Raw genomic sequence first — 12,929 nt, 5'->3', positions numbered from 1 at the left:
AACCCTGAAGCAGGAGAAAAGTAATGGCTACAAAAATCGTTTTAGTGGGTGCGGGCAGTGCGCAATTCGGCTATGGCACGCTGGGGGATATCTTCCAAAGCAAAACGTTGTACGGCAGCGAGATTGTGCTGCACGACATCAATCCGTCTGCACTGGCAGTGACCGAGAAAACCGCCCGGGACTTTCTGGCTGCTGAAGATCTGCCGTTTACCGTCAGCGCCACTACCGATCGTAAAACTGCGCTGAAAGGGGCGGAGTTCGTGATTATCTCCATCGAAGTGGGTGACCGTTTCGCACTGTGGGATCTCGACTGGCAGATCCCGCAGCAATACGGCATCCAGCAGGTATACGGAGAAAACGGTGGGCCTGGCGGGCTGTTCCACTCGCTGCGGATTATTCCGCCGATCCTCGACATTTGTGCCGACGTTGCCGACATCTGTCCCAACGCCTGGATATTTAACTATTCCAACCCGATGAGCCGCATTTGCACCACCGTGCATCGTCGCTTTCCGCAGCTCAATTTTGTCGGCATGTGTCATGAAATCGCCTCACTTGAGCGCTATTTACCGGAAATGCTCGGCACGTCGTTCGAGAATCTAAACCTGCGCGCCGCCGGGCTTAACCACTTCAGCGTGTTGTTGGAGGCCAGTTACAAAGACAGCGGCAAGGATGCCTATGGCGACGTGCGCGCCAAGGCACCGGACTATTTCTCCCGCCTGCCGGGCTACAGCGATATCCTGGCGTATACCCGCACCCACGGTAAACTGGTGCAGACCGAAGGCAGCACTGAGCGTGATGCGTTGGGCGGCAAAGACAGCGCTTATCCCTGGGCTGACCGTACCCTGTTCAAGGAGATTCTGGAGAAATTCCACCACCTGCCAATCACCGGCGACAGCCACTTTGGCGAGTATATCCGCTGGGCCAGCGAGGTCAGCGATCATCGCGGCATTCTCGACTTTTACACCTTCTATCGCAATTACCTGGGGCACGTGCAGCCGAAAATCGAATTGAAGCTGAAAGAGCGCGTGGTGCCGATCATGGAAGGGATCCTGACCGATTCCGGCTATGAGGAGTCGGCGGTCAATATACCGAACCTGGGCTTTATCAAACAGCTGCCGGACTTTATTGCGGTGGAGGTGCCGGCGATTATCGATCGCAAAGGCGTGCACGGCATTAAAGTGAATATGCCGGCCGGTATTGGCGGGCTGCTCAGCAACCAGATCGCCATTCACGATTTAACCGCCGATGCGGTGATTGAAGGCTCGCGCGATCTGGTGATCCAGGCGCTGCTGGTGGATTCGGTCAACGACAAATGCCGTGCGATCCCTGAGTTGGTCGACGTGATGATCTCACGCCAGAGTCCGTGGCTTGATTATCTGAAATAAGCCGGATAGCGGGGCGCACATTGGCGCCCCGCAGACTGCCAACTGGGGTGAGAACGGGGGGAATATGGCGCAACTTACGCTTGAAAAACTGCAAAAACGCTATGGCGCTAACGCAGAGGTGATTAAATCGCTGGATCTGCACATCAACAGTGGGGAATTTGTGGTGATCGTCGGGCCTTCCGGCTGCGGTAAATCAACCCTGTTGCGGATGATCGCCGGGCTGGAGGAGATCAGCAGCGGCGGCATGTATATCGATGGCAACTACGTTAACGACGATACCCCGGCTGAACGCGGTATTGGCATGGTGTTCCAGTCTTACGCGCTCTATCCGCATATGAGCGTCTATAAAAACATGGCGTTTGCGCTGGAGCTGGCGGGCCATTCCGCGGCTGAAATCGACAGCCGGGTGCGCGAGAGCGCACGCATTTTGCAGCTCGAGCCGCTATTGGAACGCCGCCCGAAGGATCTTTCGGGCGGGCAGCGGCAACGGGTGGCGATTGGTCGGGCCATCGTGCGCGAGCCTAAGCTGTTTTTATTCGACGAACCGCTGTCCAACCTCGATGCGTCACTGCGGGTGCAAATGCGTATGGAAGTGGCGTCGCTGCATAAGCGGCTGGGGTCGACCATCATTTATGTTACCCACGATCAGGTTGAAGCCATGACCTTGGCGGATCGCATCGTGGTGCTGAACCAAGGTCATGTCGAGCAGGTCGGCACGCCACTGGAACTCTATGACCAACCGGCCAATGAATTTGTCGCGCAGTTTATCGGTTCACCGAAGATGAACCTGATCCCGGCGATACTACGGCGAGCCGGTGAGCAGCAAAGCGTGGTCGAGCTGGACAACGGCAAGGCGCTGATACTGCCGATCGCCACGCCTCCCGAGGCGGAAGGCCAGAGCGTCAACGTCGGTATTCGCCCGGAGCATATTCGGGGGGGCGAACGCGCGGAGTGCGAGTTTCAGGGCGAGGTGATGTTTGTCGAACACATGGGGAATGAAACCTACCTCTATCTGGACAACGGCAACGCCGGTGAACCCTGGGTGCTGCGCAATCCTGAGCGCTCCAGCATCCAGGCCGGCGATACCGTCGGCGTGCGGCTGCCGGTAGAGTGTTGTTATCTGTTTGACCGTCAAGGTCGGGCGTTTCAGCGCATTTTGACCTCGGCGCAGGCGCATTAATTTATTAAGGAAGCACAGCCATGAGCGGTGGGCAGACAGTACAGTGGTGGAAGCAGGCGGTGGTGTATCAAATCTACCCGCGCAGCTTTATGGACTCCAACGGTGACGGTATAGGTGACCTGAATGGTATTACGGCCAAATTGGATTACTTGCAGTGGCTAGGTATCGACGTGATTTGGATCTGTCCGATGTACCGCTCGCCGAACGACGACAATGGCTACGATATCAGTGATTACCAGGCCATAATGACCGAATTTGGCACCATGGACGACTTTGACCGCCTGCTGGCCGAAGTACACGCCCGGGGAATGCGGCTGATACTCGATCTGGTGGTTAATCACACGTCTGACGAACATCCGTGGTTTATTGAGTCCCGATCATCTCAAGCCAGCGCCAAACGCGATTGGTATATCTGGCGTGACGGTAAAAATGGCGCGGAACCCAACAACTGGGAGAGCATTTTCAACGGCTCGGCCTGGAAATATGACCCCGGCAGCGAGCAATACTTCCTTCATCTGTTCTCGGAGCGTCAACCGGACCTGAACTGGGAAAACCCGCAGGTGCGTGCGGCGCTGTACGACATGATGCGCTGGTGGCTGGACAAGGGCATTGACGGTTTCCGCATCGACGCTATCTGCCATATGAAAAAGCAGCCGGGGCTGACCGACATGCCCAATCCGCTTGGGTTGCGTTACGTGCCGTCTTTCGAGCGGCATCTGAACTATGAGGGCCTGCTGGAGTATGTCGATGATCTGTGCGAACAGGTGTTTAATCGCTATGACATCATGACGGTGGGCGAAATGAACGGTGCTTCGGCGGAGCAGGGTGAAGACTGGGTGGGCGAGCAGCACGGCCGCTTGAACATGATTTTCCAGTTCGAGCACGTCAAGCTGTGGGAAAACAACCACCAGCAGTCGCCGCAAGCCGGAGCAGACGTGCTGGGCCTGAAAGACATCTTTACCCGCTGGCAGACGCTGCTGGAGGGCAAGGGGTGGAATGCTCTGTATGTTGAAAACCACGATATCCCGCGCGTGGTGTCGAAATGGGGCGACGATAAGCAGTATTGGCGCGAAAGCGCCACTGCCATCGCCGCGATGTATTTCCTGATGCAGGGAACACCGTTTATCTACCAGGGGCAGGAGTTGGGGATGACCAATACCCGCTTCGATAGCCTGGCCGATTTTAACGATATTGCCGCCAGAAACCGTTTTGCCAAGCTGCGCGAGCAGGGCATGGACGAGGCGCAGATCCTGGCGTTTCTGGGCCGCAGCGGACGCGATAACTCGCGCACGCCAATGCAGTGGGACGACAGCGCCAACGCCGGTTTCAGCTCAGCCGCGCCCTGGTTTGCGGTCAATGCCAACTATCCGCAGATCAACGTGGCGCGTCAGCGCGAAGAAGCCGATTCGGTACTGAATTTCTATCGGGCGCTAATCCGTCTGCGCAAGCAGGATCCTGTGTGGATCGAAGGTCGCTATCAGTTACAACTGGCGGAACATCCGCATATTTACGCTTATAGCCGCACCGTGGGTACACAGCAGAGGTTGGTGCTTTGTAATTTGAGCAACGAGGCGCAACGGATAAATTCACAGGTATTAGCGCTGGGTGAATGGCAGCTGGCATTAGGGAATTATCAGGACAGCGGTGAGCTGCAAAGGCTGCGCCCATATGAAACTCGAGTCTATCAGCGGCAAAAAAATCTCAGCTGTATTTAATCCCGGCCGTGTTCGCTCTCCTCGGATGCAGCTGGCTGCATCCGAGGAGACAGGATCAGAAATCTACCGTAGCCTGCAAACTCAGGCTACGGGGTTCGCCCTCGATCACACGCAGGTTCCCTGCACTGGACTCATAATATTCACGGTTGAACAGGTTTTTGACGTTCAGCTTAATCTGGGTGTGTTTACCCACCAGTTTGCTGTCCCAGGCAATAAACGCATCCGCCACGGTATATGCTGGCATGGTAAAACTGTTTTCCGGATCGCCGGCGCGGCGTCCGACATAGCGTCCGCCGCCACCAAGGCGCACATCACCAGGCACTAACGGCACAGTGATGCGATGGCTGAGGTACAGGCTACCCATATTGGTTGGGGCGTTGACCAACCGGTTACCGACGTTATCCGGATTGAGGTTGTCTTCGACAATCTGGGTTTTGTCGTAGCTGTAATTGGCCGTAAGATCCCAATCGTGGGCCACTTCACCGTTGAGTTCCAGCTCAATGCCGGTGGAGCGAGCCTTAGGAATGCTGCGGGTCACGCCGTTGATGAAGATCGACATGTTTTCTTCATCTATACGGTACAGCGCCAGCGTGGCATCCACCGCCGGAGTGATTTGCCATTTGCCGCCCATTTCATAGGTCGTACCGGTTTCAGGCGTCGCGACGTTACCGTTGTCATCCACCGCCGTCGAGGGGGTAAAGGACTGACTGTAGTTGGCGTACAGAGAAACGCCCGGCGTCAACTTATATACCACGCCAGCCTGCGGCAGAAATTTGTTGCCTTTGTCATTCAGTGTGTTTTGCGGGTTTTGGAATCCGTTGCTGTTGTTCTGGTAGTACGACTGGTAGCGTGCGCCCAGGACGGCAATCCACTGGTCAGTTAAATGAATGCTGTCTTTGGCGTAGACCGAGCGGCTATATAAGCGGCTGCGCAGATTACTTAGCGCATCATTGTAAGTGCTGCTGTTGGTTATCGGCGTTTCGCCGTAGACCGGATCGTACATATTAAAGGTATTCGACACCTTGCCGCGGTAAGAGTAGGCCTTGTACGTTTCATTTTTTTCATAGTCAACGCCAACCAGCAGGTCATGCTGCATGCTCAATACCACCGGCGACCCGTTTACGTCCCAGGAATAGTAAGAGGTTTGATGGTTGAAGCCGCGGTTGGCATCCGCCCTGCGTGAAACCACACCGGTTGTAGTGTTGATGGCGGTGGCGCGCACTTCGTTGCTGTCATAGCGTCGCTGCATCCAGGCATAGTTAAAACGGGTGGTCCAGGTACTGTCCAGCGCGTACTCATAATGAGTATTGAGGCGTTTGTTTTTGCCCCAGGCGTGGTTGGCATAGTCGTCCAGCCTGCGGTTATAGGGGACATCGACCGGCGTGCCATTGATAAAGGCAGTGCCGCGATCATAAGGAATATCGTACTTATACTCACTGTAGGCTATGTTGAAGGTCGCTTTATCACCATACCAACTGAGTGAGGGTGCTAACAGCGTATGTTCATTGGTGCCAAAATTGCGCCAGTAATCCTGATGCTGATGCTCGGCGATAAAACGGAAAGCAAAACCGTTTCCCAAAGGGCCGGTGACGTCGAGGGTACCACTGCCGCCACCAAAGCTGCTGGTGGCAGCGCTGATGCGGGTATTCCAGTCGTATTGCGGTTTTTTGCTGATCAGATTAATGATGCCGCCGGGATTGAGAATTCCGTACAGCAAAGAGGCAGAGCCTTTCAACACCTCAACGCGATCGGTGGTGGCATCCATGCTCAACCCCTGATTGCTGCGGACACCGTCGACAAATACCGAGCCGTCAGAGTTGACGCCAAAGCCGCGTTTGACAAAGCCGTCCTCCGTGCCGCCCAGGGTATTACCTTGAGTCACGCCGCTGACGAATTTCATCGCATCATTGACGCTTTTAACCTGAAAGTCGTTAATGATCTCAGGCGTGACGACGCTGACGGACTGCGGCACGTCACTGAGCGGAGTGGCTGTTTTACTCCCCGTTGAGGCCGTGTCGGCATTGTAACCCTCAGTGGGAAGTGAGCGCGTGGTCACGGTAAGCGTGTCATCTTCGGCCCAGACGGTGGTCATGGACAGCCCCGGTAAAACGGTGACGAGGAGGGGAAGTGTACGAAGCGCCGGATGCTTTTTTGTTTTAGTCGGACGTGGGTTTTCTACCTGATGCATACCATTCCATATCAAATTAATAAATAAAAACGATTATCATTATTATTATAATTTGCATGTGTAGGATTTGTGTAGTGAATGTTTATCAAGCGGGCACTGGTGGGGGAATTTGGCCACATTGTTCCGTGTTGGATTCGGTCGGCGGTGTTTTTATCTGAAGATTAATCGCCAAGATAGCGATATCCGCTCCCTTGCTCTTCAGGCTGCCGCAGAGGTGACAGCTTGAAACATAATAATATTTTTAAATTTTCAATTAGCTGATGCCAGTCCGGTGAAAACTGGCAATAATATCTGTCTGACAGCACATTTTGCGTGCAACGTCAGGCATGCTGGCCAGCGGGTTGGACGCCGTCATGCAGACAGGATTTTTCGTATTTTTTGCAAGCTTCTGGAAGCAAGATGCACACCACTGAGTTACCTGGTGCCACAAAATTACAGCACGCATTAATCGTATTCCTGCTGGTGTTCGGCCTGTGCCTGTTTGGCATTGTGAGCCGGCCCACCGGGCTGCTGTCCTCGTTTTGGCCGGCCAATGCGGTGCTGCTGGCGCTGCTGGTGCGTTATCCGGCGCTGGCCAGCCCCTGGGGTTGGCTGATGGCGATTCTGGGGTATATGGCGGCGGATCTGATCACCGGCAGCACGGTCGTGAAAGCCGCATTGCTCAATGGCGCCAACATTACCGGTGTCGCGGTCGGGTTTTTCCTGTTTATGCGTTTGTCGCCGCAGGTCAGAACGCTGGAACGCACCTCGTCCAGCATTTTTCTGTTCGCCATCTGCCTGACGAGCGCGACCGCCACGGGGTTAGTCGGTGCCGGGGCTTCGGTGCTGCTTTTCGACCGCCAATTCCTGCCCGCCATGGCGCTGTGGCTGTCTTCGGAGTTTACCCATTACATTACCCTGATGCCGTTTATCCTGACTTTCCCCACCGATTGGAAAGGCTACCTGCATAGCCTTAACCAGGCGGTGTTCCGCCGCAGCCAGTGGTACAGCATCTGTAGAAAAATGGCGGTGTTAATCCTGCTGCTGGTGGCGTGCATTTGCAGCGTCCTGATCGGCGGCCCCGGTGCGGTGATTTTCCCGATGCCGATCCTGTTGTGGCTGGCAATGACCTTCTCCTTGTTCAGCACCATGATCGCGGTGCTGGCCTATGTATTGTGGTGCCATTTCGCCATCGACATGGGGCTGATTGCGACCAATCTCGACATGAAGCTGTTGCAGAATACGGTGTCGATGCGGCTTGGCGTGGCTTTGTTGGCGTTGGGCCCGATCGCCGTTGCCAGCATGAACTATGCCCGCAATGCATTGTTGCGCAGGCTGGAACATGTGGCGAATCACGATGCATTGACCCACGTATTAACCCGCAGCGCGTTTATGCAGCGCGGTACCAAGCTGGTCAGCCAGAAAGGGGAACACGTCTGCATCATGATGCTGGATATCGACTACTTTAAGTCGATCAACGATCGTTTTGGCCACGCCGGCGGTGACGCGGCGCTGCTGTCCTTCACGCGGGCCATTACCGCTGATCTACGCGATCAGGATCTGTTTGGTCGCATGGGTGGGGAAGAGTTTGCCATTGTTGCGCCGATAGCCCAGCAGCAGGACGCACTGTCACTGGCCGAGCGGCTGCGCCGTCGTGTGGAAATCGAATCCATCACCATGCCCGCCGGAACCTCGTTGCAAATTACCGTCAGTATCGGCATGGTCACCTGCATTGGTGGGGCAGGCCAAAACCTGGACAACCTGCTGAAAATCGCCGATCTGGCAGTCTACAAAGCTAAAAACAGCGGCCGCAATCGGGTCGCCACGCCAGAATTACTCTCCCGTGCTTATACCGACCTCTGAAGCCACCAGCAGCCTGAATGGTTGACCCCACTAATGGGGTCTAAAATGGTAGAGGGCACCGGCAACTCCGCCGGCGCCACCCCGACTGTCGAATCGACAAGAGGAATCTCCTATGAAATATGTTGATGGCTTTGTAGTGGCGGTGCCGGCCGCCAATAAGGAGGCGTATCTAAAACTGGCTGCTGCGGCAGCTCCTCTGTTTAAGGAATTCGGTGCCACACGCGTTGTTGAGTGTTGGGGCAATGATGTCCCCGACGGCAAACTTACCGATTTTCGTGGTGCGGTGAAGGCCGAAGCCGATGAAGTGGTGGTGTTCAGCTGGATTGAGTACCCCTCCAAGGCGGCGCGTGACGATGCCAACCAGAAGATGATGGCCGATCCGCGCATGAAAGCCTTGGGTGACCAAATGCCCTTTGACGGCAAACGCATGATTTTCGGCGGTTTCGAACCGGTCCTGGATCAGTAGCGGAGGGGGATATCGTGAAAATCACCCAACACTTATGGTTTGAAAAAGATATGGATGCGGCGCTGCGGTGCTACATAGATTTGATCCCCGGCTCCTCCCTGACCTGGCATTCTAGCTTGCCCGCCGATACCCCCAGCGGCCCGGCTGGCAGCGTCAAACTGGCGACTTTTATTCTCGGCGACCAGCGCTATGCGGCGATTGAAGCCGGGCCCCTGGATCCGTTCAATCACAGCTTTTCCATCATGGTCGAGTGTGCGGATCAGGCGGAAGTGGATCGGCTGTGGGAAGCCCTGAGCGACGGTGGCAGCGTTGAACAGTGCGGTTGGCTGCGCGACCGCTGGGGATTGAGCTGGCAGATTGTGCCCAAACGGCTGACGGAGCTGATGGCTGACCCCGATAGCCTGAAGGTGAAAAGGGTCACCGAAGCGATGCTACGGATGGTCAAGCTGGATATCGCCGGGCTGGAAGCGGCGGCTCGTAAGTAATATGGCCTTGGCAAATGCCCCGCAGAAGATACGCCTGCGGGGCGTTTTAGATGATTGCCTGTCATTCAAAACCTACCAAAAGTTTATAAATTGACGTAAATCACCTTATTGCATCAATACTGCTCATCTAAAGCTGATTTTTTATCATTTGTCAGCTCAGGCGAATCGCTGCACTCTAGGGCTAACCTTTTTGCAGCGCAGAGAAAAACAATGGAAAAGACACAGATTCAGCAATTAGTGACGCAATTCCCGCTGGTGCAGGAGCTGATAGACCTTAAGCCGGTGACCTGGTTCAATCCGCAAGCGACGACTTTGCAGGTCGGGCTGCCCCACGTCGGGCTGGGCGCTGACGACGTCGCTGAGGCAGAACAGCGGCTGGCGCGTTTTGCGCCTTACCTGAGCGTAGCCTTCCCCGAAACTCAAGCCACTAAAGGGGTAATCGAGTCTGAGGTTGTCGCTCTGCCTGCGATGCAAACGGCATTGAATCAACGCTATGGCCTGACGCTGGGCGGGCGGTTACTGCTTAAAAAAGACAGCCATCTGCCGATCTCCGGTTCGATCAAGGCTCGCGGGGGTATTTACGAGGTGCTGGCGCATGCGGAAAAGCTGGCTCTGAAAGCCGGGCTGCTTCAGCTGACGGATGACTACGCCAAGCTGTTTTCGCCGGAGTTCCGCGAGTTTTTCGGCGGCTATCGCATTGCCGTAGGGTCGACTGGCAACCTTGGCATGTCGATCGGCATTATCAGCGCTCGCCTCGGCTTTAGCGTCAGCGTGCACATGTCGGCGGATGCCCGCGAATGGAAAAAGCAAAAGCTGCGCGATAACGGCGTCAACGTGGTGGAATATGAACAAGATTATGGGGTCGCCGTTGAACAGGGTCGTTTGCAGGCGGCGAGCGATCCACGCTGCTTCTTCATCGATGACGAAAACTCGCAAACGCTGTTTCTGGGCTATGCCGTGGCCGGTGGGCGGCTGAAACGCCAGTTTGCCGAGAGCGGCATTCGGGTCGATGCACAGCATCCTTTGTTTGTTTATCTGCCCTGTGGCGTCGGCGGCGGTCCTGGCGGAGTGGCATTTGGCTTGAAACTGGCCTTCGGGGACCACGTACGCTGTATCTTTGCCGAGCCAACGCATTCGCCTTGCATGCTGCTTGGTGTGCATACCGGGCTGCACGACGGTATCTCGGTCCAGGATCTGGGTATCGACAACCAGACCGCCGCGGATGGATTGGCGGTGGGGCGCGCCTCCGGTTTTGTCGGCCGTGCGATGGAACGTCTGCTTGCGGGGTTCTATACCCTGAGCGATGTGGAGATGTTTGCGCTGTTAGGCCTGTTGGATCGACATGAACATATCCGGCTCGAACCCTCAGCGCTGGCGGGTATGCCAGGGCCATGGCGCGTAGCGGCCGATGCGGAGTGGTTGGCGAGCCAGGGGTTGAATGAGGAGCAGATGAACCATGCTACTCACCTGGTGTGGGCAACCGGCGGCGGCATGGTGCCGGAAGCGGAGATGGCGAAATACCTGGCTGCGGCTCAGCAATCCCTTTAATGGCTCAGTAACGAAAGCTCCTGCGCGCCTTCCAACAGGATCGGCAAGATGCGGTCGGTCAGCTCGCTTAGCGGGACATGACCGGCCTGCACACCCACGTTTAATGCGGCGGTGACCCGCCCATCCATCGAGGCGATTGGCACGGCAATCGAACGCAGACCAATCTCCAGTTCTTGATCGTTTATCGCATAACCCTGCGCGCGAACCTTATCCAGTTCGTCGCGCAGTTTGTCGATCGAACCGATAGTGTATTGCGTATAGCGCACCAGGCTGATGCGCTGCAGGTAATCATCAAGCTTATCGGGTGGCAAATGGCTTAATAGCACGCGGCCCATTGAGGTGGCAAATGCCGGTAGGCGACTGCCTATGTTCAGATCAATTGTCATAATGCGCTCGGCAGAGGCGCGAGCGATATACAGAATATTGTCGCCGTCCAACGTGGCGATGGAGCAGGACTCATTCAACAACTGGCTGATGTGTTTCAGCACCGGCTGGGTGGCTTTAGCCAGCGGTGTGGCGCCAAGATAGGCGTGGGCCAGTGTCAGAATGCGCGGACGCAGCTCAAAATTCTTGCCGTCCTGCGCGTAGACGAAGCCTAATTTGTTAAGCGTATACAGGCAGCGGCGCACCGCCGCGCGCGGAATACCGGTTTTCTGGCTGATTTGGGAAATGGACATCAGGCGGCGCTGCGGGGTAAAAGCCTGGATCACCTCAAGACCGCGCGCCAGCGACGCCATAAAATTGGGATCGCCCTTGAAAGGATCGCCACTGGCAGGGGACAGTAAAGCATCAGGTGCGGAAATTTCTTCTCCGCCAGCGGTTTTGGTCATCACACAGGCTCCCTGGTTGGCACTTACAGTGTTACATAGCGCAGCGTTGCCATGACGGTCAATCGACGATTACGGATCACCTGATCTTCAGCAGCTTCATGGCTTTCGAACAGCGTATTGAAGGTATACCGGTTGGCCACATAGTGGAAACACAGGCTGCTGATCAAACGGTGCACATCTGTAGCGCTGACGTCCGCAATAAACAGTTGCGCTTGTTTACCTCGCTGCAAAATATCCTCAAGCAAGGTCAGTGCGCTTTGATTCAGCGCCTTGATGCGGAGCGACTGGCGAATGTACTGGCCGCGCATCATGTTCTCCATACAGATAACGCGGATGAAGTCAGGATGCTCAGCATGGTAATTGAAGCTTTCCTCTGCCAGACGGGCCATGGCTTCAACCGGGGGCAATGCGTGCAGATCCAGGCCCGATTCATGCGCGCGGATATGCTGATAGACATGCTCCAACACCTCTATGTAGAGCGACTCCTTATTCTTGAAATGATATACCACCATACGTTTGGTGGTGGCCGCATGCTCGGCGATGTTCTCCATGCGACCGCCTTTAAGGCCGGCTTCAGCAAACTCGCTCAGCGCCGCAGCGAAAATGCGCTGTTTCAGGCCAACGGGGTCATTTTTGCGCTTGGTGGCGGGCATCTCGTCATTCTTCAAAACATCAGTCACTTATCTTTTGGAGGGCACCGGTTAAGATTAACCGGGGTTCGCCGGCAATACAATCTGGCGCGTTAGCGCTTTGCGAAGCTCATCATGTTGAACCACCGTCAGATTACGCAGTAATAATAATGGCGCATCGGGATTATATCTGTATGTGATGATATATCCCCTCTGGTTTTTTTAAAGTTTAGGCAACAGAACATGGAATAGGGGAGGTTAGATAACGTACCGAAAAGGAAATGCAAAAGCTTGGTGTTAATTTTTAATTTCCGCCGCGTGGGCGAGCTGATTAATTCTTTAGATATGACATTTTTGCATAAAAATCTTAATTCAGAGGAGAAAAAGTAAGCCACCCGCCGCTGACGGTGATTTGTACTGATGCTCGTTTTCACTGTCTTTTCTAGCCTCCTACGGTTTTGATATTCATTGTTATGAAGATGATTAAGAAGGAAGCGATCTGAACAAAGTGAGGGAGAGGGCAAGAAACTTCAATGTCGGAAGTGTCTTCATTGATGCCAAAGCAAGGATATTATCGGCAAGTCGAATTGGGTATCCGCGGTTAATGGCACAATAGCAGGTGAAATATTGAAGCCAGACAGACAAAAAAAGCCGGAGGGTT

The 12,929-nt window shown here is 55.0% G+C and carries 10 protein-coding genes; 7 read left to right on the top strand and 3 right to left on the bottom strand.

The window, feature by feature from the left end; translation table 11 throughout:
* The first annotated feature begins 23 nt into the window (after positions 1-23).
* From H0S68_RS12405 to H0S68_RS12395, 3 genes are all read left to right on the top strand, one after another.
* Positions 24-1,385, top strand: a complete 1,362-nt coding sequence (locus H0S68_RS12405) for an alpha-glucosidase (protein WP_198639654.1) — start codon at positions 24-26, stop codon at positions 1,383-1,385.
* Between the two features lie 64 nt (positions 1,386-1,449).
* Positions 1,450-2,565: an ABC transporter ATP-binding protein gene (locus H0S68_RS12400; RefSeq protein WP_048758817.1), complete on the top strand. Its 1,116-nt coding sequence runs from the start codon at positions 1,450-1,452 to the stop codon at positions 2,563-2,565.
* Positions 2,566-2,585: 20 nt separating this feature from the next.
* The gene (locus H0S68_RS12395; RefSeq protein WP_410528733.1) at positions 2,586-4,280 is read left to right on the top strand and encodes a glycoside hydrolase family 13 protein; all 1,695 of its coding nucleotides are present in this window, start codon (positions 2,586-2,588) and stop codon (positions 4,278-4,280) included.
* Positions 4,281-4,335: 55 nt separating this feature from the next.
* Here the strand turns inward: H0S68_RS12395 and H0S68_RS12390 are convergent, their stop codons facing one another.
* Complete coding sequence (locus H0S68_RS12390) at positions 4,336-6,372, bottom strand: TonB-dependent siderophore receptor (protein WP_410528732.1); 2,037 nt, start codon at positions 6,370-6,372, stop codon at positions 4,336-4,338.
* A gap of 495 nt (positions 6,373-6,867) precedes the next feature.
* On the opposite strand from H0S68_RS12390, the gene H0S68_RS12385 reads away from it, so the two are divergent.
* The 4 genes from H0S68_RS12385 (at position 6,868) to H0S68_RS12370 (ending at position 10,809) form a co-directional block, all read left to right on the top strand.
* Complete coding sequence (locus H0S68_RS12385) at positions 6,868-8,310, top strand: GGDEF domain-containing protein (RefSeq protein WP_128865234.1); 1,443 nt, start codon at positions 6,868-6,870, stop codon at positions 8,308-8,310.
* Positions 8,311-8,422: 112 nt separating this feature from the next.
* Complete coding sequence (locus H0S68_RS12380; protein ID WP_410528731.1) at positions 8,423-8,776, top strand: DUF1428 domain-containing protein; 354 nt, start codon at positions 8,423-8,425, stop codon at positions 8,774-8,776.
* Between the two features lie 14 nt (positions 8,777-8,790).
* Positions 8,791-9,261 (top strand): VOC family protein, encoded by a 471-nt coding sequence (locus H0S68_RS12375; protein ID WP_410528730.1) that lies wholly within the window; start codon positions 8,791-8,793, stop codon positions 9,259-9,261.
* A gap of 210 nt (positions 9,262-9,471) precedes the next feature.
* Complete coding sequence (locus tag H0S68_RS12370) at positions 9,472-10,809, top strand: D-serine ammonia-lyase (RefSeq protein WP_410528729.1); 1,338 nt, start codon at positions 9,472-9,474, stop codon at positions 10,807-10,809.
* Here the strand turns inward: H0S68_RS12370 and H0S68_RS12365 are convergent.
* Both H0S68_RS12365 and H0S68_RS12360 read right to left on the bottom strand, forming a co-directional pair.
* A complete protein-coding gene (locus H0S68_RS12365; protein ID WP_130015783.1) occupies positions 10,806-11,639 on the bottom strand; it encodes an IclR family transcriptional regulator C-terminal domain-containing protein in 834 nt (277 codons plus the stop codon). The two genes, H0S68_RS12370 and H0S68_RS12365, sit on opposite strands and share 4 nt — an antisense overlap.
* 23 nt (positions 11,640-11,662) lie before the next feature.
* On the bottom strand, positions 11,663-12,292 hold the full coding sequence (locus H0S68_RS12360; RefSeq protein WP_122079422.1) for a TetR/AcrR family transcriptional regulator: 630 nt from the start codon (positions 12,290-12,292) through the stop codon (positions 11,663-11,665).
* Between the last annotated feature and the right edge of the window lie 637 nt (positions 12,293-12,929).

The sequence above is a fragment of the Serratia sp. AXJ-M genome (assembly GCF_046531865.1).
Lineage (GTDB): Bacteria > Pseudomonadota > Gammaproteobacteria > Enterobacterales > Enterobacteriaceae > Serratia > Serratia liquefaciens.
This window is presented reverse-complemented; position numbering and strand designations above follow the sequence as displayed.